Origin of the sequence: Bacillus sp. H1a, assembly GCF_000633475.1 — a bacterium.
Taxonomy (GTDB): Bacteria; Bacillota; Bacilli; order Bacillales; family Bacillaceae_G; genus Bacillus_A; species Bacillus_A paramycoides.
In genome coordinates, this window is record NZ_AYMH01000042.1 from 15,166 (window position 1) to 40,651 (window position 25,486).

23 protein-coding genes are annotated in these 25,486 nt (G+C 34.6%); 22 read left to right on the forward strand and 1 reads right to left on the reverse strand.

The window, feature by feature from the left end; genetic code table 11:
- Positions 1–88 precede the first annotated feature (88 nt).
- The 6 genes from colA (at position 89) to U860_RS0119010 (ending at position 10,241) form a co-directional block, all read left to right on the forward strand.
- The gene (colA, locus tag U860_RS0118985) at positions 89–2,986 is read left to right on the forward strand and encodes a collagenase ColA (protein WP_025149732.1); all 2,898 of its coding nucleotides are present in this window, start codon (positions 89–91) and stop codon (positions 2,984–2,986) included.
- Positions 2,987–3,231: 245 nt separating this feature from the next.
- On the forward strand, positions 3,232–3,780 hold the full coding sequence (locus U860_RS0118990; protein WP_025149733.1) for an NfeD family protein: 549 nt from the start codon (positions 3,232–3,234) through the stop codon (positions 3,778–3,780).
- A gap of 12 nt (positions 3,781–3,792) precedes the next feature.
- Positions 3,793–5,385 (forward strand): flotillin family protein, encoded by a 1,593-nt coding sequence (locus tag U860_RS0118995; protein ID WP_025149734.1) that lies wholly within the window; start codon positions 3,793–3,795, stop codon positions 5,383–5,385.
- Positions 5,386–5,644: 259 nt separating this feature from the next.
- Positions 5,645–7,621 (forward strand): methyl-accepting chemotaxis protein, encoded by a 1,977-nt coding sequence (locus U860_RS0119000; RefSeq protein WP_025149735.1) that lies wholly within the window; start codon positions 5,645–5,647, stop codon positions 7,619–7,621.
- A gap of 323 nt (positions 7,622–7,944) precedes the next feature.
- A complete protein-coding gene (locus tag U860_RS0119005; RefSeq protein ID WP_025149736.1) occupies positions 7,945–9,549 on the forward strand; it encodes a sensor histidine kinase in 1,605 nt (534 codons plus the stop codon).
- Entirely contained in the window at positions 9,549–10,241 is a 693-nt protein-coding gene (locus U860_RS0119010; protein WP_025149737.1) for a response regulator, read from the forward strand. Before U860_RS0119005 ends, U860_RS0119010 begins: the two co-directional genes overlap by 1 nt.
- A 66-nt stretch (positions 10,242–10,307) precedes the next feature.
- On the opposite strand, the gene U860_RS0119015 is transcribed toward U860_RS0119010, so the two are convergent.
- Complete coding sequence (locus U860_RS0119015) at positions 10,308–11,612, reverse strand: CitMHS family transporter (protein ID WP_025149738.1); 1,305 nt, start codon at positions 11,610–11,612, stop codon at positions 10,308–10,310.
- Between the two features lie 255 nt (positions 11,613–11,867).
- Between U860_RS0119015 and U860_RS0119020 the strand changes: the two genes are divergently transcribed.
- From U860_RS0119020 to U860_RS36890, 16 genes are all read left to right on the forward strand, one after another.
- Complete coding sequence (locus U860_RS0119020) at positions 11,868–12,122, forward strand: hypothetical protein (RefSeq protein ID WP_025149739.1); 255 nt, start codon at positions 11,868–11,870, stop codon at positions 12,120–12,122.
- A gap of 185 nt (positions 12,123–12,307) precedes the next feature.
- A complete protein-coding gene (locus tag U860_RS0119025) occupies positions 12,308–12,814 on the forward strand; it encodes a nitrous oxide reductase accessory protein NosL (protein ID WP_025149740.1) in 507 nt (168 codons plus the stop codon).
- A 163-nt stretch (positions 12,815–12,977) separates the two neighbouring features.
- Positions 12,978–13,193 (forward strand): hypothetical protein, encoded by a 216-nt coding sequence (locus U860_RS0119030; protein ID WP_025149741.1) that lies wholly within the window; start codon positions 12,978–12,980, stop codon positions 13,191–13,193.
- Positions 13,166–13,996, forward strand: a complete 831-nt coding sequence (locus U860_RS0119035) for an ankyrin repeat domain-containing protein (protein ID WP_115610331.1) — start codon at positions 13,166–13,168, stop codon at positions 13,994–13,996. Before U860_RS0119030 ends, U860_RS0119035 begins: the two co-directional genes overlap by 28 nt.
- Positions 13,997–14,201: 205 nt before the next feature.
- Positions 14,202–14,882, forward strand: coding sequence for a GNAT family N-acetyltransferase (locus tag U860_RS0119040; RefSeq protein ID WP_025149743.1), 681 nt, complete (start codon positions 14,202–14,204; stop codon positions 14,880–14,882).
- A 331-nt stretch (positions 14,883–15,213) separates the two neighbouring features.
- Positions 15,214–15,756: a glycerol-3-phosphate responsive antiterminator gene (locus U860_RS0119045; protein ID WP_025149744.1), complete on the forward strand. Its 543-nt coding sequence runs from the start codon at positions 15,214–15,216 to the stop codon at positions 15,754–15,756.
- Positions 15,753–16,850, forward strand: a complete 1,098-nt coding sequence (locus tag U860_RS0119050) for an ABC transporter ATP-binding protein (protein ID WP_025149745.1) — start codon at positions 15,753–15,755, stop codon at positions 16,848–16,850. The genes U860_RS0119045 and U860_RS0119050 overlap by 4 nt, the downstream gene beginning before the upstream one ends.
- Positions 16,850–17,782, forward strand: coding sequence for a sugar ABC transporter permease (locus U860_RS0119055; RefSeq protein WP_025149746.1), 933 nt, complete (start codon positions 16,850–16,852; stop codon positions 17,780–17,782). The genes U860_RS0119050 and U860_RS0119055 overlap by 1 nt, the downstream gene beginning before the upstream one ends.
- Entirely contained in the window at positions 17,779–18,600 is an 822-nt protein-coding gene (locus U860_RS0119060) for a carbohydrate ABC transporter permease (protein WP_025149747.1), read from the forward strand. Before U860_RS0119055 ends, U860_RS0119060 begins: the two co-directional genes overlap by 4 nt.
- 27 nt (positions 18,601–18,627) lie before the next feature.
- Positions 18,628–20,004 (forward strand): ABC transporter substrate-binding protein, encoded by a 1,377-nt coding sequence (locus U860_RS0119065; protein ID WP_025149748.1) that lies wholly within the window; start codon positions 18,628–18,630, stop codon positions 20,002–20,004.
- 419 nt (positions 20,005–20,423) lie between these two features.
- Complete coding sequence (locus tag U860_RS0119075; RefSeq protein WP_025149749.1) at positions 20,424–21,128, forward strand: metallophosphoesterase family protein; 705 nt, start codon at positions 20,424–20,426, stop codon at positions 21,126–21,128.
- 219 nt (positions 21,129–21,347) lie between these two features.
- Entirely contained in the window at positions 21,348–22,019 is a 672-nt protein-coding gene (locus U860_RS0119080) for a response regulator transcription factor (protein WP_025149750.1), read from the forward strand.
- A complete protein-coding gene (locus U860_RS0119085) occupies positions 22,016–23,287 on the forward strand; it encodes a HAMP domain-containing sensor histidine kinase (protein WP_033795458.1) in 1,272 nt (423 codons plus the stop codon). Before U860_RS0119080 ends, U860_RS0119085 begins: the two co-directional genes overlap by 4 nt.
- 237 nt (positions 23,288–23,524) lie before the next feature.
- Positions 23,525–24,346 (forward strand): hypothetical protein, encoded by an 822-nt coding sequence (locus U860_RS0119090; protein WP_025149752.1) that lies wholly within the window; start codon positions 23,525–23,527, stop codon positions 24,344–24,346.
- A 45-nt stretch (positions 24,347–24,391) separates the two neighbouring features.
- The gene (locus U860_RS0119095) at positions 24,392–25,150 is read left to right on the forward strand and encodes a C39 family peptidase (protein WP_025149753.1); all 759 of its coding nucleotides are present in this window, start codon (positions 24,392–24,394) and stop codon (positions 25,148–25,150) included.
- Positions 25,151–25,317: 167 nt separating this feature from the next.
- A complete protein-coding gene (locus U860_RS36890; RefSeq protein WP_269431810.1) occupies positions 25,318–25,449 on the forward strand; it encodes a hypothetical protein in 132 nt (43 codons plus the stop codon).
- Positions 25,450–25,486: the final 37 nt, after the last annotated feature.

Here is a 25,486-nt window from a genome sequence, read left to right on the forward strand (position 1 = left end):
AAATAATATGAAATATTGCATTTTATATTATTTTATCTGGATAATATGTTAACTTCTTGAATGGAATATTTAAATAGGGGGAAATAGTGTGAACAAGAAATCAAAGTTCAATAAAGTGATGCTTAGTATTAGTACAATGGCTCTATCGTTAGGAGCAATTCAAACTCATGTGTCAGCGGAAGAAAAAGTACCATATAACGTGTTGAAATCGAAACCGGTCGGAATTGAAAAAACAGTAGATGAGATTGGACATGCTTCGAAAGTTGATGAAACATTATCGTTTCAAGAACGTTTAAAAGTAGGAGACTTTTCACAACGTCCAGCACCTATTATGAAAAGTTCAGTAAGAAAACAAGTTAAAGAAAACTATTCAATGGCTGATTTAAACAAAATGAGTCATCAAGAGTTAATTGAAACGTTAGGGAGTATTAAGTGGAATCAAATTTCAGATTTATTCCAGTTTAATGAAGACGCAAAAGCTTTCTATCAAGACAAAGGAAGAATGCAAGTAATTATAGATGAATTAGCTCATAGAGGTAGTACATTTACGAAAGATGATTCAAAGGGAATTCAAACATTTACTGAAGTATTACGTTCGGCTTTTTACCTTGCATTTTATAATAAAGAATTAAGCGATTTAAATGAAAGAAGCTTTCAGGACAAATGTTTACCAGCGTTAAAAGCTATTGCAAAAAATCCGAATTTTAAGCTTGGAACAAATGAGCAAGATGCAGTAGTATCTGCATACGGTAAATTAATTAGTAATGCTTCAAGTGATGTTGAAACGGTTCAATACGCAACTAGTATTTTAAAGCAGTATAACGATAATTTTGCTACATATGTTAATGATCGTATGAAAGGACAAGCAGTATACGATATTATGCAAGGCATCGATTATGATATGCAATCTTATTTATTTGAAACTCGTAAAGAAGCGAATGAGACGATGTGGTATGGGAAGGTAGATGGATTTATTAATGAGATTAATCGCATTGCTCTTCTAAATCAAGTAACATCAGAAAATAAGTGGCTTATAAATAATGGAATTTATTTTGCTAGTCGTTTAGGAAAGTTTCACAGTAATCCAAATAAAGGTTTAGAAGTTACTACACAAGCAATGCATATGTATCCACGTTTAAGTGAACCGTATTTTGTTGCGGTAGAACAAATTACAACTAATTATAACGGGAAAGATTATAACGGAAATACGGTAGATTTAGAGAAGATACGTAAAGAAGGAAAACAGCAGTACTTACCAAAAACGTACACATTCGACGATGGATCTATTGTATTTAAAACAGGAGATAAAGTATCAGAAGAAAAAATTAAGAGGTTATACTGGGCAGCAAAGGAAGTAAAGGCGCAATATCACCGTGTAATCGGTAATGATAAAGCTTTAGAACAAGGTAATGCAGATGATGTATTAACTATAGTAATCTATAACACTCCAGATGAATATCAGCTAAATAGACAACTGTACGGATATGAAACAAACAACGGTGGAATTTATATTGAAGAGACAGGCACATTCTTTACATATGAGCGTACGCCAGAACAAAGTATTTATAGTTTAGAAGAGTTATTCCGTCATGAGTTTACTCATTATCTTCAAGGGAGATATGAGGTTCCAGGTTTATTTGGAAGAGGAGATATGTATCAAAATGAAAGATTAACTTGGTTCCAAGAAGGGAATGCGGAATTTTTTGCGGGATCTACTCGTACGAATAACGTTGTACCGAGAAAGAGCATAATTAGTGGCTTATCATCTGATCCTGCAAGCCGTTATACAGCAGAGCGTACACTATTTGCTAAATATGGTTCTTGGGATTTCTATAACTACTCGTTCGCATTGCAGTCTTACTTATATACGCATCAATTTGAAACATTTGATAAAATTCAAGATTTAATTCGTGCGAATGACGTGGAAAATTATGATACGTATCGTGAGACTTTAAGTAAAGATTTGAAATTAAATAAAGAGTATCAAGAGTATATGCAGCAGTTAATTGATAATCAAGATAAGTACAATGTGCCGGAAGTAGCAGATGATTATTTAGCTGAACATGCACCAAAAGCATTAACAGAAGTAAAGAAAGAAATTAACGATACGTTGCATATGAAAGATGCAAAAATGACAAAGCATACATCTCAATTCTTCAATACATTTACATTAGAAGGTACGTATACAGGTAATGTAACAAAAGGTGAGTCAGAAGATTGGAAAGCAATGAGTAAAAGAGTAAATGAAGCTTTAGAACAATTAGCGCAAAAAGAATGGAGTGGCTACAAGACTGTTACAGCATACTTCGTCAATTATCGTGTGAATGCTTCAAATGAATTTGAATATGATGTAGTCTTCCATGGTATTGCAAAAGATGAAGAAGAAAATAAAGCTTCGACGGTTAATATAAATGGTCCTTACAATGGGCTTGTAAAGGAAGGCATTCAATTTAAGAGTGATGGTTCAAACGATGAAGATGGAAAAATCGTTTCTTATTTATGGGACTTTGGAGATGGGAATACAAGCACAGAAGTTAATCCATTACATGCATATGAAAAGGCAGGAACATATAAAGCAACATTAACAGTGAAAGATGATAAAGGAAAAGAAAGCAAAAGTGAAACAGCGGTTACGATTAAAGATGGGAGTTTAATAGAATCCGAACCAAATAATCGTCCAGATGAAGCAAATCGTATCGGACTAAATTCCACTATTAAAGGTAGTCTTATTGGTGGGGATCATACGGACGTTTATACATTTAATGTGGCATCAGCGAAAGATATCGATATTTCTGTTCTAAATGAATATGGAATTGGGATGACATGGGTGCTTCACCACGAATCAGATATGCAAAATTATGCGGCTTACGGTCAAGCCAATGGAAATCATATAGAAGCAAAATTCAATGCAAAACCGGGCAAATATTACTTGTATGTATATAAATATGATAATGGTGATGGAACATACTCATTATCAGTAAAATAAGTGTTCTTCCAATGTATGTTTTACTTTACTTTTTGTGGAAAATAATATATTATATAGATATATAATATATCGGTTATTTTCTAGGAGGAGCCTGTCACAATAGGTTTCTCCTGTTCTTTTTTAGAGACCTGTCTTACAGGTTTTTCTTTAAAGTCTAAATAACTGAAAATTAAGATTAATAATCTTTGAAAGAGGTGGGGCATACACATAACAAAAAAGGATTGTTTAAGAAAGGGGGATAAGAAATGGTCTTGTTTGGTTATCCACTTGAAACAATTTATTTATACGGATTTATAATTGCTACTATACTCACTGTTATTTATATCTTCTTTGGAGATATATTTGAATCAATATTTAGTTTTGGAGGCGGATCTGTATCCGTTGTTACTTTATTACTTAGTTTTTTCGCCATGTTATGTGGACTTAGTTATATAGGAGAATATTTATTTTCCTTTAATAGCATTATTATTTTTGGGGGCTCATTTGCTATATCCTTTATCGGTGTTTTCATAATGAAAATATTAATTTTAAAACCGATTGCAGAGGCAGAGCAAAATACAGTACAACGCATGGATGAATTTATTGGACGAAAAGGAGAAGTAATTATAACGATTCCGAAAGAAGGATTTGGTGAAGTATTAATCTCCTCCCAATTTGGAAATAATGCAATACCAGCAAAAACGATTGGGAAAAAAGATATTTCACAAGGAACTGAGGTTATTATTGAGGGAGTTCAAGATGGTGTTTTGCTTGTACAAAACATAGCTTATTCTTTAAAGAAACCAAAATTATAAGGGGGAATTTACATGACGATTCCATTAATTATCGGTGGAGTTTTACTCGCAATTTTAATTCTACTCATTTTAGTGTTCATTACGAAGTATCGTACAGTTGGTCCAGACGAAGCATTAATTGTAACAGGGAACTGGCTTGGTGGTGGAAAGAATGTCGTTACCACTGATGATGGAAAGAAGATTAAAATTATTCGTGGTGGCGGTACTTTCGTAGTTCCAATTATGCAAAGAGGAGAGCCTCTTAGCTTATTAAACTATAAATTAGAAGTTGGTACGCGTGATACGTATACGAAGCAAGGTGTTCCTGTTACGGTAAATGGTGTTTCTATTATTAAAGTAGGTTCGACAATTGAAGAAGTATCTACAGCAGCTGAGCAATATTTAGGAAAAGAAACAGAAGAGTTAAAAGTTGAAGCGAAGGAAGTTTTAGAAGGGCATCTACGTGCTATCTTATCTTCTATGACAGTAGAAGATGCTTATAGTAATAGAGAGCAATTTGCTCAAAAGGTGCATGAAGTAGCCTCGACTGATTTAAAGAAGATGGGTCTTCGCATCGTTTCCTTTACAATTAAAGAAATAATGGACAAAAACGGCTACTTAGATGCACTTGGTCAGCCACAAATTGCAACTGTTAAGCGTGATGCAACAATTGCGAATGCAGAGCGTGAAAAAGAAGCACGTATTGAAAAAGCGCGTGCAGAAAAAGAAGCGAAAGAAGCAGAGTATCAACGTGATGCACAAATCGCTGAAGCTGAAAAACATAAAGAATTAAAAGTACAATCTTATAAGAGAGAACAAGAGCAAGCTCGCGCAGATGCGGACCTTTCTTACGAATTACAACAAGCGAAAGCGCAACAAGGTGTTACAGAAGAGCAAATGCGAGTTAAAATCATTGAGCGTGAAAAGCAAATTGAGTTAGAAGAAAAAGAGATCGCACGTCGCGAAAAACAATACGATGCAGAAGTAAAGAAAAAGGCAGATGCAGATCGCTATGCAGTTGAACAATCAGCAGAGGCGGAAAAAGTAAAACAAATCAAAAAAGCAGATGCGGATCAATATAAAATTGAAGCAGAAGCAAGAGCACGTGCAGAAGAAGTACGTGTAGAAGGTTTAGCGAAGGCGGAAATTGAAAAAGCGCAAGGTCAAGCGAAAGCAGAGGTACAGAAAGCACAAGGTACAGCAGAAGCAGATGTTATTAGATTAAAAGGTTTAGCAGAAGCGGAAGCGAAACAAAAAATTGCAGAAGCATTTGAATTATATGGGCAAGCGGCAATTATGGATATGGTTCTTAAAATGCTTCCAAGTTATGCGAAAGAAGTTGCGAGTCCACTTAGCAATATTGATAAGATTACAGTCGTTGATACAGGCGGCGGTGGCAAGAATAGCGGTGCCGGAAAAGTTGCGGGTTATGCGACTGATTTAATGGCAACGATGCAAGAAACGTTGAAAGCTTCTTCTGGCATTGACTTAAAAGAGTTATTAGAAGGATTTGCAGGAAAAGGAGCAGTACAACAATTATCAAATGATAAACCTGTCGTATCTGTAGTAGAAGATGAGAAAAAAGAAGTAGAAAAAGATAAAGATAAAGATAAAGATAAAGAATAGTAAGATAGGAAGAACCTCTAGTAAATATGATACTAGAGGTTCTTCCGTGAAACGTAATATTTTGAATAATGCATATTCTATATATTGTTTTAATTATTTAATTTCTATAGGATGAGAAATGTATGCAAAAATTCTTCAAATGTAGAGAAAGATGAGGAAAAGAGATAGAGAGTCTCATCAATGCAAATGTATCGTATGATTTATATAAAGGGATTAAAAGTAAAATAATTGCATTTAAACGGTATGGAGGGACAGAAATATGTTTCAAGGAAAATTAAGGAGTAGTGGTTTAAAAACAAAGTTATTTGTATCATTTATTATTATTTTAATTCTTCCAAGTATTGTAATTGGTTGGACGTCTTATCAACAGGCAAAGACAAACTTTAATGAAACAATTTTACAATCAGCAAAAGATAACATAAAGATTTTAAATAATGTAATTAATAAAGAGTTAGATAGTAAGAAAGTAGACGTAGCATACTTTACAAAGTTATTTACTGGGGCGAGTTATCAAGCTGATCAGCTTCAAAACGTGCAGAATAAATTAGAAGAATATAATAAATTACATCCAGAAATGGAAGCAATCTATACGGGATCTAGTAATGGACAATTTGTTCAATCACCAGCTATTCAAATGCCAGAAGGATATAATCCTACAGAAAGAGAGTGGTACAAAGAGGCAGTGAAAAAAAGCGGAAAAGTGATTATCACAGCTCCATATAAATCAAAAACGACAGGAAATATTGCTATTACAATAGCAAAACAAAATGAGGATAAAAGTGGCGTCCTCGGTATTGATTTAATTATTAATGATATTGTAAATACTTCAAAAATGGTTAATATCGGTAAACAGGGGTATGCTGCAATTTTTGATCAAGATAAAAATGTGGTAGCACATCCAACGCTGAAGCCGGGGGATAAGGTAGAAGAAAAACTTGAAAAAGAGCTGTACAAACAGGAAATAGGTGATTTTAAATTTTCATTAGATGGTGAGGATCGCAATATCACTTTTAAAACGAATAAGATAACTGGATGGAAAATAGCAGGAATTATGCCTTCAAAAGAAATTATTGAAGCGGCTGAACCTATTTTCTATAAAACAATAACTATTCTTGGAATTTCATTAATAATTGGTGGAATTGTAATTTACTTCATAACTGCTTCTATTATTAAACCGTTAAAACAACTTGTTATATCAGCAAGGAAAATTAGCGAAGGTGACTTAACGGAATCAATTACTGTTCGTTCGAAGGATGAAATTGGACAGTTAGGAGAAAGTTTTAATGAGATGGCGGCATCATTACATGATGTAATTTCAAATATTAATACTTCAGCTGGTCATGTAGCAGCTTCTTCGGAAGAATTAACAGCTAGCATGAAGCAAGCAAGTGAAGCGACGGAACAAATTACACAAGCAATGGAACAAGTATCGAGTGGGGCAGAAATACAAACGCGGGAAGTTGAAGAAGGAGCGACTTTGTTAGAAGAAGTTACAGAAGGAATTCAGCGTGTTGCGGATAGCTCTTCGTTAGTATCTACAGCATCTATGTACACGAAGCAAAAAGCTGAAGATGGTGGAAAGTTAGTTGAACAAACTGTGAATCAAATGCAATTAATTCATGAATCTGTGTCACAGTCAGACAAAGTCATTTCTTTATTAGATGATAAGTCGAAGCAAATTGGATCTATTCTAGAAGTGATTCAGCATATTGCAGAGCAGACAAACTTATTAGCATTAAATGCTGCAATTGAGGCTGCAAGAGCTGGAGAGCAAGGAAGAGGTTTTGCAATTGTAGCGGATGAAGTGCGGAAATTAGCCGAACAATCGGGACAGTCTTCTACGGAAATTGGCAAGCTAGTGAAAGAGATACAATTTGATATAAAGGAAACTGTAAGCTCTATGAATCAAGTTGGGACAGAGGTACAATCAGGGCTTGTAGTTGCAAATGAAACGAAACAAAGCTGTGTAGAAATATTGAAATCTACAAATGATACAGTTGTACAAATTGATAGTATGGTAGAAGTAGCGAAACGAATGACGATAGATGCAAAACAAGTAAGTGCATCTATTAATGAAATTGCAGCAACGATTGAAGAAAATGCAGCAAGTGTTCAAAATATTGCTGGCTCCTCTGAAGAACAAGTAGCTTCAGTAGAAGAAATAAATTCAGCAGCAGTTCACCTATCGCAAATGGCTGAAGAATTACAAGAGATGATCGGTAAGTTTAAAGTATAATAACAAATATTAAGAAACGAGGTAGTAGTTTTACTTCGTTTCTTTTTTTGTGACGACGATCATGAGATAAATTGAAGAAATATATAGTAATCGTGTTATGATTAAATACGGAAATAAAAGACAGTATTTTCTTTAAATTCTATCTTTATCCCGCTATTTGTGGGCAGTAAGACTCCCACCTCAAAATTCGGCTATAAAGCAAAGGAGTTAGGTGGGGGATCAACTGCCCGTAAAAGCCCGATTGGTTCAACTAATAATCAGTGGGAGATGAACAAAACCCCCACTGATTAAAGTTTCACTTTATCTATGTTAGGGGAATGGTTTTGAAATTTGAAAAATTAAAACTACAACCGAGAATTACATTAACTATTAGCACGCTTATTCTTGCTGTGCTTCTGTTAACGAGTTATTTATTTTACTATATATTATCTGAAACGGTAGAAGAGCAAATTGGCAAAAGAGCATTGTATGTTGCAAAAACAGTTGCCACTATACCAGAAATTCAAGAAGCTTTCCAAAAGGAAAATCCAAGTTCTATTATTCAGCCAATTGTAGAAAAAATTCGAATCGAAACAGATGCTGATTTCATTGTAGTTGGAAATAAAGATGGCATTCGTTATGCACATCCTAAGCGAGATAGAATAGGAGAAGCAATGGTTGGTGGTGATAATAAAGGCGTATTATTGGAAGGGAAGTCTTATATTTCAAAGGCTACTGGATCATTAGGACCTTCATTACGCGGAAAAGTTCCAATACGTAATCAAGATAATGAAATTATTGGAGTAGTATCTGTTGGTTTTTCGATGGACGATGTTTATCAAGCTGTAGAAGTATATGGTACGCGTGTGTTTTGGATTGCTATAGCTGGTTTATTGTTAGGCATAATCGGCTCTATATATTTAGCAAGAAGCATAAAAAGGATGATGTTTGGGATGGAGCCAGAAGAAATTTCATCCTTATATGAAGAACATAGTACAGTTATTCAATCTGTACGTGAAGGGATTATAGTAATCGATAAAAATGGAATTGTTAGTTTAGTAAATCAAGCGGCATATGACATTCTTTCTTTAGAAAAACAGCAAAATATAATTGGAGAATTTATTTTAAATGTTATTCCTAACTCATCGATACTAGATGTACTTCAAACTGGTGAGGGACAGTTTGATCGTCAATTAAATATAAAGGGAAAGGCTGTTATTGCTAACCGTTTACCTATTAAAGTTAATAATAAAGTAACTGGTGTTGTATCCAGTTTACGTTTGAAATCTGAAATGGACCAATTAACAGCAGAGTTGTCTCAAACGCGGCAATATACAGAAGCATTACGAGCACAAACACATGAATATAATAATTTGTTGTATACGCTTTCGGGTCTTATCCAATTAGAGTCATATGAAGATGCTTTAGAGCTTATTCATAAGGAAACGGCAGTATATCAAGATTTCGTTCAATTTATTATGAAACGAATTCAAAATCCATGGCTAGGTGGAATTTTAATTGGATTTTATAATAGAGCAAGAGAGTTGAAAATTGATTTTGTGTTAGATCGAGAAAGTAGTTTAGAAAAGTTAAGTCCGCATATTGATAGTAATTATGTTGTTTCTATTTTGGGAAATTTAATTACGAATGCATTTGAAGCAATTGAAAAAAATCAAGAGTATGACAAGAAAGTTAGAATGTTTGTAACGGATATTGGAGAAGAAATATTAATTGAAGTGGAAGATTCAGGACACGGGATTCATGATGAAATAATAACAAGCATATTCTATAAAGGTTTTTCGACGAAAGAGGGCGAAAAACGTGGATATGGATTAGCAAAAGTGAAAGAGCTAGTGGAAGATTTAAATGGGAGCATCGCAATCGAAAAAGGGGATTTAGGTGGTGCGTTATTTATCATTGCATTACCGAAAGAGAGAGGCGAATTGTAATGGTTGAGGGGATTGAAGTATTGATTGTAGAAGATGATATTCGGATTGCGGAGATTCATCGTCGTTTTGCTGAAAAAATTGATGGATTTAAAGTGATTGGAACGGCAACGACTGGGGAAGAAGCAAAGGAATGGCTAGAGCTTGTGAAGCCACAGCTTGTTTTATTAGATGTATATTTACCCGATATGCAAGGAACTGAACTCATCACATATATTAGGCATAATTTGCATGATACAGACATTATTATGATTACAGCCGCATCAGAAACAGATGTAGTGCGGCATGCTTTACGAGGTGGGGTAACAGATTATATCGTAAAGCCACTTACGTTTGATCGATTTAAAAAAAGTTTAGAAAATTACCAAAAGAAGATCATGAAGTTAAAGGAAAGTGCTCAATTATCTCCAGAACAAATTGAATATCTATGGTCTCAAAGAGGAGTGCAGGCAAATCAAATAGAATATGCCCCAAAAGGGATAGATCCATTAACATTAGCAAAAATAAAAAAGCATATGCTAACTGTTAATGAAGAGGGAATTACTGCAGAGATGCTAAGCTCAATGGTAGGTGTAAGTCGATCCACAGCGAGGCGCTATTTAGAGTATTTGATTTCTGGAAAGAAAGTGCATGCAGAGCTTATATATGGGAGTGTGGGGAGGCCAGAAAGAAGGTATTTCCGTATTTCTTCATAGGAGACTTTCATAACAATAAAAACAGTAGAGGATTACATTTCCTCTACTGTTTTTTCTAGTGTCATCTTATATTGGAATAATCCCAATTACAATTCCAGTAATCAACATAACCATTGTCGTTCCAACAGCCCAAAGTAAAGTAAAGCGTTGGTGTTCACCAAAATCAACTTTGGCCATTCCGACTAATAAATAAGTGGAAGCGACGAGAGGGCTTAGTAAGTGAACAGGTTGCCCGAGTAACGAAGCGCGTCCCATTTCAGCTGCGCTAACTCCATAAGCAGCTGCGGCTTTTGTTAAAATAGGTAATACCCCGAAGTAAAATGCATCGTTGGACATGAAAAATGTAAACGGCATACTTAGAAGAGCTGTAATAATTGGCAGCTGGGGTCCAAGTGCATCTGGTATGAGAGTAACTACACTTTGAGCCATTGCATCTACCATTTTTGTTCCAGATAGAATACCTGTGAAGATTCCAGCAGCAAATACGAGAGAAACAACTGCTAATACGTTTCCAGCATGAGACGCAATACGTTCTTTCTGTTGTTCTAAGTTTGGATAGTTAATCATAACAGCAATTGCAAAAGCGACTGTAAATAAAACAGGTAACGGCATAACTTCTAGTATGAGACAGACGAGTAAGGCAACAGTTAATAAAAAGTTAATCCATAGCAGCTTAGGGCGTTTATGTACTTCAGCTTCGACTGCTGCAGCTTGCTCACCCATTGTTTGCATTTGTTTTAAATACTGTACATCCATAATTCCTAAACGTTTTCTTTCTTTTTTTCCAAGATAGTAGGCAACGAAAACTACCCAAATTGCACCAGCGATCATTCCTGGTATAAGTGGTGTGAAGAGCTCTGATGCATCAAGACCAAGTGCACTCATAACCCGAGCAGTTGGTCCACCCCAAGGTGTAAGATTTGTCACACCTGCTCCTAACATAACAACGCCAGCTAATATAAGCGGATTCATTCCAAGACGTTTATACAGTGGATACATTGCGGAAACAGTAATCATATATGTTGTTGTTCCGTCCCCATCTAATGAAACGATAATAGTAAGGATAGCCGTACCAACAACAATTTTTAACGGATCACCTTTTACAAATTTTAAGATTTTACTAATGACAGGATCGAATAAACCACTATCAATCATAATTCCGAAATATAAAATGGCGAACATAAGCATAATACCAGTAGGTGCTAGCTTTTTAATCCCCTCTAGCATCATAGGGCCCATATTTGCATAAAAGCCACCAATTAATGCAAAAATAATTGGAATTAATATTAATGCTACTAATGCTGACATACGTTTAGTCATAATCAAAAACATAAAGACAAATACCATTACAAATCCGAGTAATGCTAACATGTAATCTCCCCCTCAAAAATGATTACGCTTTCAAAATAAAGTAAAAATTCAGATAAAAGGTTTTTTTATTTATAATAAAAGTTTCAATTCAAATGGTAAATAATTAAAAAAATAACATCATTAGAAGCATAATCTTTATTTTGATCATTTTGTTCACGAGGGTAATTTTGAATTTTTAAAAAGATAATTTACTTCGTACAAGAATGGTAGAATAAGGTGAAAATAGTGAAGTGTGAAGTAGGGAGTAGATTTTGAATGAAAAGAAGAATAGAAGAAATTTATAGTTCATGTGAAGGAAGAGTAGAGGAGATTTTTATTAATGAATCCTCTTACGTATATGAATGGGAAAAATTAATGATGATCCGAAAACACGATGGTGAGCTTGAAAAAATCGGGGTAGGGATCAGTGGAAATATAAGGTTAGTGAATGTAGAGGTTGGACAGGAAATTGATACGGACACATTATTAGTTAAGCTAGAAGATGATTTGTTAATTACTGGTTGTGAATGATGAGAGATGTGTAGAAATAGCTACACATCTTTTTTGTTCCATATATTACAAAAGATACATTGTTTTTTCACAAACCTCACACAACTTTTTGATATGTTCTTAGTTGAGTATAACGAATAGATTTTTAAGAATAATTTATTATTACTAATGGGGAGTATATTGTTCTTTTTAGGGAGGAAATCTGGATGAGAGTAAAGTATGCTGTGCTTGTTATATGTTTATGCTTCTTATTTACAATAGTAGGATGTGGGAAAAAGGACATAGAAGCTATTGCAGTTGATGAGAAAAATGATAAGTGTGATATTTGTCAAATAGGAGTAATGGATAATCAATTCGCAACAGAAATTATTTTAGAGAATGGAAAAGTCTTAAAGTTTGATGATATTGGCTGTATGCATAAATGGATGGATAATAATAAAAATGAGAAGACGAAAGAAAAGTTTGTACGAGACTATAATACGAAAGATTGGGTTCCAATGCAGGACGCAACTTACGTACATGATAAAACAATAACAACACCTATGGCTTATAATGTAATCTCATTTAAAGATAAAAAAGATGCGGAAAGTTTTGTATCTAAATATAAGGGGAAGGTCCTTTCCGACAAAGAATTATCAGAGCATAAGTGGGAAATGAACAAAGAGATGATGGGGAAACCGAAAAAAGGGAATAGCGGAGGACATTCTCATTAATACGAAGAAGTAGCTAGAGCAAGGACAACCACCCCAAGGTTGTCTTTTTCTATTGCCAGTGAGATGAAAATAGAAAGATAAAAGGTGTAAAATAGTTAGAAGAACAGTTACAATATAAAATAGTGACATCTTTAGGGGAATTAAGGATAAGAAAGATGTACAAGTGTCACCGAAACATGCTAAACTAATTGCTTCATATGTTAATGATGAAGCCGGGCGGCATATCATTCCAAACATGAATTATTTGTTGAGAAAACATGGGCATAAGCGTTCGATGATTCAATTTAAGAAGGAATATAAGGTGCTTATGGATAAATCTATTGAAGAAGAGTTATTGCATGTGATGGAGGAATGGTTAAGAAAACATTATCTTTCATAGGAGCTGTAGTTGTGAGAAAACAAAAAATATTATTATGCATGTTATTAGGACTTTTAATGATGACAGTGGCTTGTGATAAGCAAGAAGATCCTGAATCAAAACCGGTTCAGGTGAAAAATGAAAAAAAGAAGGAAAACTATAAAGAAAAGGAAGAAGCAAAAAAAGAAACAGGTATAAATTTAATGGATAAGCAATTATTACTTTCTGCGACTCTAGGTGATACCGAAACGGCTATGAAGTTGATTAAAGATGGAGCGAATATTAACGTAGAAGGTGATAACGGAGAAACGCCTGTCCTTGCAGCAACGTATCAGAATCATGTAGAGACAGTTAAAGCGTTAATTGATGCGGGAGCTGATATTGAAATTCAAGATGAGAAACAAAGCAGTCCATTTCTTTATGCTAGTAGAGAAGGTTATAAGGATATCGTAAAATTATTAATTAATGCAGGAGCTAATACGAAAGAAACTACTCGGTCAGGTGGAACAGCATTAACTTCTGCATCTGAGCGTGGTCATGTAGAGGTCGTAAAAGAATTATTAGAGCACACAGATATTGATGTGAATTACAAAAATAATCGTGGTGGAACGGCATTATTAGAAGCGATTGTATTGGGAAATGGTAGCGAAAATCATAAAAAGGTAATTCAAATGCTTATTGAGCATGGAGCGGATGTAAATATGGCTAACAGTGAAGGAACTACGCCGCTGCAATATGCTGAAAAAAGAGGGTTTAAAGATATTGCAAATATGTTGAGAGTAGCTGGGGCAAATGAAGTTATACAGCAGCAACCTACAGAGTAATATAAGAGTGAGATAAGAGGCTAAGAAAATAACAGTCATGAAATTATCCCATTTAAATAGACAGAACAAGGAGATCATTCGGCAAGATGGACTCATTGATGTTTATTTAAATGGGATTTTTGTTTTGAGAAGGAGTTCTTTTGTATTTACTCTATGAAGGCTTGTTATAGGAATTTTGTATATGCAGTAACAAAGGAGGATATAGATGAAACTTTCAGAACTTGAATTAATAGCAATTCAGGCAGAGGTTCTATTTGTTCATAATCAAGTAGGAAGAATAAAGAGTGTAAATGAGCATGGAAATCTGAAAGCGCCACGTTTTTTTCTTGGCCGAACTCGGGAGGGGAATATAACGAGATATCATTATAACCTTCATAGTGAAACGGTGAATGAGATTGGGAAATTAATTTCAGAACGTTCAAATCACATAGAGATAGCAAAAATCATTAAAATATTAAATGAGGAAAGAGCGGTGGAGAATATTTGGATGGGGCCTGCTTTCATGTTTCCAAATAATTCAAATAATCCGACTAGGACGATACGAATAACAGAGAAGAATAAAGAACTCCTGCGAGAAAGTTTTCCTAATCTAATCGAACAGATGGAGTGGAGACAACCTTATTTTGCAATTGTTGAAAATGAAAAGGTGGTTTCTATATGCTGTAGTGCAAGAAGTACACCAACAGCTTCTGAAGCGAGTGTAGAAACGTTATCTGAGTTTCAAGGAAAAGGATATGGTTCAGATGTTGTTACGGCCTGGGCGATATCAATACAAGAAGAAAAACGCATTCCACTTTACAGCACGGCTTGGGATAATTTTGCTTCGCAAGCAGTGGCAAGAAAACTAAAACTGAGTAACTATGGTATGAATTTACATATCACTTAAATTCTAAACAAAGTTGTTTTCTGTTGGAGTTTATTCGTATATCTTGATTATTGTAAAAGTAATATGGTGAATATTAACATTCGATTAACACCTAATTAACAATCTATCAAAACTGACTTAATAAATACGTAATATAGTAAAGGTAACAAAATAACTAGGGTAGAGAACATTTGAGAACACCCGCTTACATATAACGTGCCACTTTCTTAAGTGTGCTCTATTTCCTAGAGTTCAAATAAGGAGAAAGGTGTTCTATGTAAGTAGGTGTTTTTAGTTTGGATAAAAATAGAAAAGCTAGGTGGAATCAATGTTTAAATAACCTTATATAGCGATGATAAAGAATTGGAAAGGGTATAAAACATACAAAAAATTACCGAAAACAGTTTTTCTTATGACTGGTTCAATGTTGGAGTTACCAGAGCGTGTATATGAATTACAGAAAAATGGGCATGATGTATTTCTTCATTGTGATTTTATACAAGGGCTAAATACGAATACAGAGGAAGCACTTTTGTATATTCAAGATGTTATTGGTGCACAAGGTATTATTTCGACAAAGGGATCGACAATTCGAAATGCCAATAAGATTGGATTGAAAACGATTCAACGTATTTTTATCGTTGATACTTTATCTCTTACAAAATCAATTGAAAATTGTAAAACGACTAAACCGAATGCAGTAGAGATTATGCCTGGTATTATGCCTTCTATTATTAAACAGCTAGCAGAGGAAATAGAATTTCCTATTATTGCAAGCGGACTGATTCAAACTCGAGAAGATGCAGAAATTGCAATTCGTGCAGGAGCAAGTGCGATTTCAACAAGTCATTATGAAGTATGGATACAAGACGAAAAAAGGAGTGCAATCTTGTGATTGAATTGAAAAATGTATTAAAGGTATATAAAAATACGGAAGAGACAGCGGTTAAAGATGTATCGGTTCACATTAAGAAGGGAGAATTTTTTGTTTTAGTTGGACCTTCGGGATGTGGGAAAAGTACATTATTACGAATGATTGCTGGCTTAGAGGGAATTTCTTCGGGAGATTTAATTATTAATGAGCGTGTTGCAAATGATTTAGAGCCGAAAGATCGTAATCTATCAATGGTATTTCAAAACTATGCGTTATATCCACACTTATCTGTAGAAGAAAATATTTTATTTGGCCTTAAGGTAAGAAAAGTACAGAAAGAAGAGCGGCAAAAACGATTAATGGAAGCTGTTGAAATGGTAGGACTAAAAGAGTATGTGAAAATGAAACCAGGTCAATTATCAGGTGGACAAAGACAGCGTGTTGCGCTTGCTAGGGCGATTGTGAGTCAAGCACCGATTTGCTTAATGGATGAGCCGCTTTCGAATTTAGATGCGAAATTGCGTGCGCAAATGAGGATTGAAATTAGAGAAATTCAGCAACGATTAGGAATTACGATGATTTACGTTACTCACGATCAAATTGAAGCAATGACTATGGGAGATCGCATCATGGTTTTAAATAAAGGAAGTATACAGCAAGTTGGAACACCGCTTGATATATATAACGAACCAGCAAATGAATTTGTTGCAAGTTTTATAGGTTCTCCTTCTATGAATATTAATGATGGAGAAGTGGATAAAGAAAAAGGCGTATTGCATATAGGCCAATTGCAAATTCCGTTATCTATTGGACAGTTAAAGCAATTACCAGAAGGAATTATTCGAATAGGCATGCGTCCTGAGCATATTGCATTGTCTGAGGAAGGGCAAGAAGTTACGTTGCAATCTGTAGAAGTATTAGGGAATGAATCTATTTTAAACTTTTCGGTAAATGGGGCAACTTGGAGTGCAAAAGTCATCGGACAGTTACTCTTGAACAAAGGTGACAAAGTAAAATTATTATTCTCGCAAGAAAAACTATGCTTCTTTCAACAGAATACGAATGAACGATTAAAAGTGGTAGCTGAAGAAGAGCTGAAAGTGGTGGCGAAATAATGATTGAGGTAGGGAAATTACCAGCTCAAACAAAAGTGTCAAAAAAGAAGGCATTATGGGGGAGAACGAAAGATTTAAGAATAGGATTATTATTTTTAGCACCATCTATTTTATTGTTTTCGATTTTTCTTTTCTATCCATTGTTTAGGACGATTTACTATAGTTTTTATTTAACAGATATACACGGAGAAGCTAATCTTTTTGTTGGCTTGGAAAATTATCAATATTTATTTTCTGATCCTGCTTTCTACAAAAGTATAAAGTCAACTTTATTATTTGTTTTATATACAGTACCTACTAGTATTATATTCGCTTTATTTCTTGCATTAATTGCAAATGAGAAAGTAAGAGGTATTGGATTATTTCGGGTGCTCTTTTCCTCAACGATGGGCATATCAGTAGCTGCGAGTGCAGTGATTTGGCTATTTTTATTTCATCCAAGTGTAGGGTTATTTAATAACATATTAGCCTCTATGAATCTCCCTGCGATTGCATGGTTAACGAGTCCGGACTGGGCATTGTTTTCCGTATCAGTTACAACGGTTTGGGTGAATACAGGATTTGCATTTTTAGTTATATTAGGTGGTTTACAAAATGTTGATACGTCTTTATATGAGAGTGCATCTATAGATGGTGCAAGCTATTTATATAAGCTTCGCCGCGTTACATTACCGATGTTATCACCAACGTTATTTTTTATTGTAACAGTAACTTTAATTAGTGCATTTCAAAGCTTTGGACAAATCGATATTTTGACGCACGGTGGACCGAACGATGCAACGAATTTAATTGTGTACTCGATTTATAAAGAAGCATTTGTGAATCATCAATTTGGAACAGCAAGTGCACAAGCGATGGTATTATTTGTTTTCATTTTCATTGCTACATTACTTCAATTCAAGTTTGCAGAGAGAAAGGTGCATTATAAATGATTGTTAAACAGTGGAAACAAAACTTCCTATTATACATACTGCTCATTATTAGTGCAGTGATGGTATTTTTTCCTGTACTCTATGCGTTTTTAATAAGCTTTATGACACCAGATGATATTCAAATGAGAAGGTTATTTCCGACTCAATTTACTTTTGATAATTTCATTAATATCTTTCAAAAAGTACCGCTTTTTACGTACTTATATAACAGTTTAATTGTATCGACAGTTGTTATGATTGGACAACTTATCGTATCAAGCTTAGCTGCTTATGCTTTTGTCTTTCTCCAGTTTAAAGGAAGAAACCTTATTTTCTTCCTGTTTATTTCAACGATGCTTATTCCGTGGGAAGCAACGATGGTACCAAACTTTTTAACGATTCAAAATTTCGGATGGATCAATAGCTTTGCTGGGATGACAGTACCGTTTTTTGCAACAGCGTTCGGTATTTTCTTACTACGCCAACATTTTATGACACTTCCGAATGAACTGAGAGAAGCTGCTTTTATTGAAGGGATTGGAAATTTAAGGTTTTTATTCAGCGTTGTAATTCCGTATTGTAAAACGAGTTTTATTACGCTTGGAGTATATAGCTTTTTAACAACATGGAATATGTATTTATGGCCGCTCTTAGTGACCACTGATGAAAAAGTAAGAACAGTTCAAATTGGTGTGAAGCAGCTCCAGTCTCAAGAAGTTGCAACTGATTGGGGAAGTGTAATGGCTGGTGTTACTGTTATCGTCATTCCAACGTTGATTTTACTATTTTTAGGGCAAAAGCAATTGCAACAAGGATTAACAAAAGGTGCAATTAAATAAGCATACATAGGAAAAGGTGGGATTGAGATGAGTTTATTGAAAAAAAGTGCGGCTCTTTTGATGGCAGCCACAATGGCGTTAACCGGGGCAGCTTGTTCAAGTAGTAAAACAGAGGGGAAATCTGAAGCACAGGCAAAAGTAGCTCCTGTTGAAAAAAATGGTGATAAAACTGTAATTCGCTTCTGGCATGCGATGGGTGGAAAAACACAAGGTGTGCTAGATGGGCTTGTTGCAGACTATAATAAGTCACAGAATAAATACGAGATAAAGGCAGAGTTCCAAGGAACATACGAAGAGTCTTTAACGAAGTTTAAAACGATATCTGCAACGAAAGAAGCGCCAGCTCTTGTTCAATCAAGTGAAATTACAACGAAATATATGATTGATAGCAAAAAGATTACGCCTATTGATAACTGGATTAAAAAAGATAAGTACGATACATCAAAATTAGAAAAAGCAATTACGAATTATTACTCAGTTGATGGGAAAATGTATTCTATGCCATTTAATTCATCTACACCAGTATTAATTTATAATAAAGATGCTTTCGCAAAGGCTGGGCTAGATCCAGAGAAAGCTCCGAAAACATATGCAGAATTAAAAGAAGCAGCTAAAAAGTTAACGATTAAAGAAGGCGGAAATGTAAAACAATATGGATTCTCCATGCTGAACTATGGATGGTTCTTTGAAGAATTATTAGCGACACAAGGCGGTCTATACGTGGATAATGAGAATGGGCGAAAAGATGCAGCAACGAAAGCGGTATTTAACGGAAAAGAAGGGCAAAAAGTATTTGGGATGTTAGATGAATTGAATAAAGCTGGTGTACTAGGAAAGTATGGAGCAAGTTGGGATGATATTCGTGCCGCATTCCAATCTGGACAAGTTGCTATGTATTTAGATTCTTCAGCTGGTGTTCGTGATTTAATTGATGCATCTAAGTTTAACGTTGGTGTTGCATATATTCCATATCCAGAAGATACGAAACAAAATGGTGTTGTTATTGGCGGAGCGTCATTATGGATGACGAATATGGTTTCAGAAGAAACGCAGCAAGGTGCTTGGGACTTTATGAAATATTTAACGAAACCAGACGTACAAGCAAAATGGCATACAGCAACGGGTTATTTCTCAATTAATCCAGATGCATATAATGAACCGCTAGTAAAAGAGCAATATGAAAAGTATCCGCAGTTAAAAGTAACGGTGGATCAACTGCAAGCAACGAAGCAATCTCCAGCAACGCAAGGAGCATTAATTAGTGTATTACCAGAATCGCGAGATGCAGTTGTGAAAGCATTAGAAGCAATGTATGACGGGAAAAATAGTAAAGAGGCGTTAGATGAGGCTGCAAAAGCAACAGATAGAGCCATTAGTATTTCAGCTCGTACGAGTCAAAAATAAAAGAAAGCCGTGTCCTTCTTAAGGATACGGCTTTCTTTATAGAGGGATAAGGGATCAAAGAAATGATGAAGTCTTATCTCTTTTATATGAGCAAAGGGTCTAGAACGAATCTTGTCCTTTTCATTATTTATTTAACTCCATTGCAACTTGTTTGCCATTTACGAAAACCTCTGCCACCGCTACTACAACTTCCATCACTTTTTTCATATCTCATCTCTCCTTGTTTTTTGTTTCATTTCTTACTTTTAGTATAAGGAAATGCAGTAATTACAACTATCGAATTGGATGACAAGAGGCTTACATTGTTGTAAGGATAATAGATTCATTTGTAATAATAATGCTTTCTAGTAATTATGTTCAGAAGATTCTTTAAAAAAGTTATAATTAGAGATAAATGTATTTAGAAAGAAGGGGGAAAAATGAATAGAATACTTGTAATCAGTGATATTCATGGAGAAATTGATAAATTTGAAAAGTTACTCATAGAAGTACAATACGATGCGAAACAGGATCAGCTAATTTTATTAGGTGATTATGTAGATCGTGGTCCAAATGCGCGTGCTGTAATTGAAAAGGTAAAAGGGTTAAAAGAAGAGGGAGCCTTCATTTTAAAGGGAAATCATGAAGACATGATGATTAAAGCGTTAACGACAGATGAAGAACGTTCGTGGAATCATTGGGTAAAAAGAAATGGTGGCGATAAAACATTATATAGCTATGGATTTGTAGAAGAAGATATTGAGGTAAATGAGGGAGCCTTCCAAAAGCCAATTTTACAATCTCATATATTAGGGGAACACGTAAAGTTCATTCAAGAATTAGATCATTACATTGAAACAGAAGAGTATATATTTGTACATGCTGGTATTGAGCCGCTGAAACGAGTTTCTGAATGTGAACCATACACGTTAATGTGGATACGTAATGAATTTCATAGTGGGTATAGTGGCGAAAAGGTTGTTATATTTGGACATACGGAAACAAAGACGCTTCATGGTAATGATGATTGCGGAGTATATTTTGGTAGTAATCGTATTATAGGAATTGATGGCGGGGCTGTGTATGGTGGGCAGTTAAATTGTTTGGAGTTGCCGAGTAAAAAGGTATATGTAGTAAAAGGTTGAAAGAAATAAGGATTTCCTTATTTCTTTCAATCTTTTATTAAGACAAAGTTAAGAAATGGATTCTATAATAAAGCTTCCAAATTTTATTCAATTTAAACATTTAGGTGGAAATAATTAAAAAGACAACTAATGCGACTACTTTCTTTCGTTATTACGAGAAGTGATGTAATAATAAAGGAAAAGCGAATTGAAATATATTGTGGAAGGTGAGAAAGGCCGATGCGCTTACTTGTAGTAGAAGATAATGCTTCTTTATTGGAGTCTATAGTACAAATTTTACGTGATGAATTTGAAGTGGACACGGCAATGGATGGGGAAGATGGTTTGTTTTTGGCATTACAAAATATATATGATGCAATTTTACTTGATGTCATGATGCCAGAAATGGATGGATTTGAAGTTATTCAAAAAATACGAGATGAGAAGATTGAAACGCCAGTTTTATTTTTAACAGCGAAAGATTCTTTGGAGGATCGAGTAAAAGGTTTAGATTTTGGCGGGGATGATTATCTTGTTAAGCCATTTCAAGCACCGGAATTAAAAGCGAGAATTCGTGCTTTATTACGACGAAGTGGTAGTTTAACAACAAAGCAGACAATTCGTTATAAAGGGATCGAATTGTTTGGAAAAGATAAAGATGCACAAGTAGATGGACAAGCAATTAAGTTGACTTTAAAACAGTATGAACTTCTAGAGTACCTCATTCAAAATAGCGGTAAGATTTTAATGCGTGAACAAATTTTTGATCGTGTTTGGGGATTTGATTCAGATACAACAGTAGCCATCGTAGAAGTGTATGTTCATCATTTACGTAAAAAATTAGAGCCATTCGGTTATCAGAAAGATATTCAAACTGTTCGTGGTATTGGATATATATTGAAAGAACAATGAAAAAGGGAAGTATGTTTCAAAAAACACGCATTCGTCTGACTATATTAAATTCGTTAGTGTTTATTATATTAATTGGGATATTGGGAAGTTTAGTTTATTCATATACATATGATCAAATCTACAAGGGAGTAGATGGATCGATAAGAGAGTTTATTATGAAGATAACGAGAGAAAAGCGCCAAGGTCCCGCTCAATTTGAATTAAATAAAGATTTACGTATAGGAGATTCAAGGGTCTCTTTATTGGTATGGAATGAAAATAATCAGTTGCAAGATATAGACCAAAAATCTCGAGATCGCAGCTTTTTTGAAGAGAATCAAACAAGTTTATTTCCAAAAAAAGTTGGAGATTTCTATGATATAGAAATTAAGGGGAGAAGTTATAGAACTGGAGCAGTTCACGTAACTACACGGTTTGGAGAGAACCTTACATTTCAAATATTACGTGAAACAACTACTGAAAAAGAAGTACTTCGCACATTATTGTTAATTCTTATAATCGGTTGTGGGATAGGAAGCCTATGTGCAATAGGAATCGGCTTTTTCCTAGCGGGTAGAGCACTCATACCGATTCAAAATTCATGGGAGAAACAGCAGCAATTCGTTTCTGATGCATCGCATGAATTAAGGACGCCACTTGCGGTTATTCAATCAAAAACAGATATATTATTCCAGTCACCATCCGCTACGATAGAAGAAAAAGTGCTAGATATTTCTACAATTTCAAAGGAATGTAGACGGTTATCGAAGCTTGTAGCTAATTTATTATTGCTGGCGCGTTCGGATTCTAATCAAATCGAGATGGATAAGAAAACATTTGAATTGGATAAATTGCTAGAAGAAATAGTAGATCCATATAAAGAAATTGCTTCTTATCAAGAAAAAGAGATGATGTTAAACGTAGAACGTAACATACTGTTTATGGGTGACAGGGAGAGAATCCATCAAATGATGGTTATACTGTTAGATAATGCGATGAAGTATACGAATGAAGGTGGACATATTCAAATTAATTGTGCGCAAACGAGTAGTTCAATTCGCATACAGGTGAAGGATAACGGGATAGGAGTTAAGGAAGAGGATAGTCCAAAATTATTTGATCGTTTTTATCAAGGAGATAAAGCGAGAAGTTCATCAGAAGGTGCTGGATTAGGTCTTTCAATCGCTAATTGGATTGTAGACAAACATTACGGAAAAATATCGGTAGAGAGCAAATGGGGAGAAGGCACTTGTTTGGAAGTGATTTTCCCAAAAAATCAACGATTATAAGTGAGAAGACGATCTTGTTTTTACAAGGTCGTCTTTTTTTTAAGGGAAAGTTAAGGAACAACTTGTATCATGTATTACATCATGGGAATTTGTAATAGAAAGAGACGCTGGAGTAGATATTTTTGGATGAATTAGATGAATCATACTGTTATTTCTAACAGTGATGAAATTGATGTATAGTATTAAAAAAATTATGGGAAAGATGGAAAAAGAAAGCGTGAGAGGGAGGAAGAAGTCTTGAAAAAGAAGATGATGATGGTATGCGCTATTGGAGTAATGAGTTTAAGTATATTAGGAGGCGCCTCTCCTTCTGGAACGACAAAAGGAAAGACAGATTACACGCAGCGCAGTAAAGAACAGTTAAACGATGGGAAAATAAATGCGATGCATACAGAAGAAAAGGCAGAAAAGCTAGGCATTGAAACGAATGGAAAAGAACAAATTACGTTAGAAAAAGAAATTCATGAAACGGAAGTAGGAAGAGAAGCGGAACAATTAGGTATCTCAACAGAAGGAAAAGATGTTGGAATTCTTTCAGAAGAAATTTATGAAACAAAAGTGAAGCAGGAAGCATTAAAACTAGGAATATCAATAGAGAATACATCGATTGTGGATTTAATAAATCAAATTAATACAATCAAAATTAATAATGAAGCAGATAAACTAGGCGTTTCAATAGAGGGAAAAGAAATGCAAGATATTGCGGAAGAAATTTATGGGACAAAAGTAAGAGAAGAAGCGGAAAAGCTAGGTATTTCTAAAAAAGGAAAAGAGATAGGAGATCTAGCACAAGAAGTGTATGAACAAAAAGTACAGGAAGAAGCAAAAAAATATCATATTGATCTATACGGCAAAGATATATATCAAGTATTAAGAGAAATTAATGAACAAAAAGTGGTGCAAATGGCGGATGAGCTTAATATGGATAGAACGAATATGAATATTCAAGATTTAGCAGAAAAAATAAAACGAGAACAACCTGAAAAGGGAAAAGAACTAAATTTTGTACCGATGATTCAAACAGATGCTGATGCGTTTTATTCTTATTTAACGAATTAAAGAGGGCGTGAGAATAGGAGCATGATACGAAATTTGAAAGTGTGTATGTACGTGATTATATTCGGGGCGGTAATATGGGGCATATATACGAATGGGTTTACAAAGTATGCCGAAAAAGTAAAGAGAGTAACATTATCCACTACAAAAAGTCAGAAACAAACAGTATCCACTAATAATCAAGGTGATGAAAAAATCGTCTTATCAAATGTGCCTTTAATTCAGCAATTACCAGAGCTAGAGAGAGGGTGCGAAGTGACGAGCTTAGCGATGATGTTACAATACGCAGGTGTTTCTGTAGATAAGATGAAATTGGCAGATGAAATAAAGAAAGTTGATTTTGAGGATAATGGTACACGTGGAAATCCGAATGAAGGATTTGTAGGGGATATTTATACATTTTCTGAATCAGGATACGGTGTATATCACGGACCGCTCTTTCAATTAGCGAAAAAATATTTACCGAATGAAGCTGTGGATTTAACGGGAAAAAGTATAGAAGGAATTTATAAGAGTGTAAAAGCAGGGCAACCGGTAGTAATGATTACGAATGCAACATATGCACCATTAGGTGAGGATGAATTTGCTACATGGGAAACAGATAATGGTGATGTTTCGATTACTTATAGTGAACATTGTGTTGTACTTGTTGGATACGATAAGGAGTCCGTATATATTCATGATCCTCTTAACGATAGCCCAGATGTAAGTGTGCCGAGAGAAAACTTTGAAAAGGCGTGGGTACAGATGGGAAGTCAAGCAATTAGTTATGTGAAAAGTTCAAAAAAAATTAAGGGAATTATATAAATAAAATGGTATACGGATTATAAAGAAGGTTTTGTGAGAAGCGTTTTAAAGAAGCAAAAATGATAAGAAGAAAGAGGACTTCTATGTATAGAGGTTCTCTTATTTCATAATTTAAACTTTTAAGAATAACTACATATGTAAAAAATGCATAATCAACAAAAAAATACATGTTATTATTATATTTTGTTTCCAAAATTAATCGAGTAGCAGAAACAATGAAAGGTTTAGCTGGCGATGAAAATGAAGTAACAAATGCCATTGATGAGATTGCAAAGGCTACAGAAGAACAAGTCAATTAAATGGAATAAGTTAGTTTAGTCACTCAAAACTTAGCAG

What these genes read in the sequence shown, in the direction of transcription:
- U860_RS0118990 (WP_025149733.1), top strand. Translation starts at nt 3,232, where the DNA reads ATGGTCTTGTTTGGTTATCCACTTGAAACAATTTATTTATACGGATTT.
- U860_RS0118995 (WP_025149734.1), top strand. Translation starts at nt 3,793, where the DNA reads ATGACGATTCCATTAATTATCGGTGGAGTTTTACTCGCAATTTTAATT.
- U860_RS0119000 (WP_025149735.1), top strand. Translation starts at nt 5,645, where the DNA reads ATGTTTCAAGGAAAATTAAGGAGTAGTGGTTTAAAAACAAAGTTATTT.
- U860_RS0119010 (WP_025149737.1), top strand. Translation starts at nt 9,549, where the DNA reads ATGGTTGAGGGGATTGAAGTATTGATTGTAGAAGATGATATTCGGATT.
- U860_RS0119015 (WP_025149738.1), bottom strand. Translation starts at nt 11,612, where the DNA reads ATGTTAGCATTACTCGGATTTGTAATGGTATTTGTCTTTATGTTTTTG.
- U860_RS0119020 (WP_025149739.1), top strand. Translation starts at nt 11,868, where the DNA reads ATGAAAAGAAGAATAGAAGAAATTTATAGTTCATGTGAAGGAAGAGTA.
- U860_RS0119025 (WP_025149740.1), top strand. Translation starts at nt 12,308, where the DNA reads ATGAGAGTAAAGTATGCTGTGCTTGTTATATGTTTATGCTTCTTATTT.
- U860_RS0119035 (WP_115610331.1), top strand. Translation starts at nt 13,166, where the DNA reads ATGGTTAAGAAAACATTATCTTTCATAGGAGCTGTAGTTGTGAGAAAA.
- U860_RS0119040 (WP_025149743.1), top strand. Translation starts at nt 14,202, where the DNA reads ATGAAACTTTCAGAACTTGAATTAATAGCAATTCAGGCAGAGGTTCTA.
- U860_RS0119045 (WP_025149744.1), top strand. Translation starts at nt 15,214, where the DNA reads ATGATAAAGAATTGGAAAGGGTATAAAACATACAAAAAATTACCGAAA.
- U860_RS0119055 (WP_025149746.1), top strand. Translation starts at nt 16,850, where the DNA reads ATGATTGAGGTAGGGAAATTACCAGCTCAAACAAAAGTGTCAAAAAAG.
- U860_RS0119060 (WP_025149747.1), top strand. Translation starts at nt 17,779, where the DNA reads ATGATTGTTAAACAGTGGAAACAAAACTTCCTATTATACATACTGCTC.
- U860_RS0119065 (WP_025149748.1), top strand. Translation starts at nt 18,628, where the DNA reads ATGAGTTTATTGAAAAAAAGTGCGGCTCTTTTGATGGCAGCCACAATG.
- U860_RS0119075 (WP_025149749.1), top strand. Translation starts at nt 20,424, where the DNA reads ATGAATAGAATACTTGTAATCAGTGATATTCATGGAGAAATTGATAAA.
- U860_RS0119080 (WP_025149750.1), top strand. Translation starts at nt 21,348, where the DNA reads ATGCGCTTACTTGTAGTAGAAGATAATGCTTCTTTATTGGAGTCTATA.
- U860_RS0119085 (WP_033795458.1), top strand. Translation starts at nt 22,016, where the DNA reads ATGAAAAAGGGAAGTATGTTTCAAAAAACACGCATTCGTCTGACTATA.
- U860_RS0119095 (WP_025149753.1), top strand. Translation starts at nt 24,392, where the DNA reads ATGTACGTGATTATATTCGGGGCGGTAATATGGGGCATATATACGAAT.
- U860_RS36890 (WP_269431810.1), top strand. Translation starts at nt 25,318, where the DNA reads ATGTTATTATTATATTTTGTTTCCAAAATTAATCGAGTAGCAGAAACA.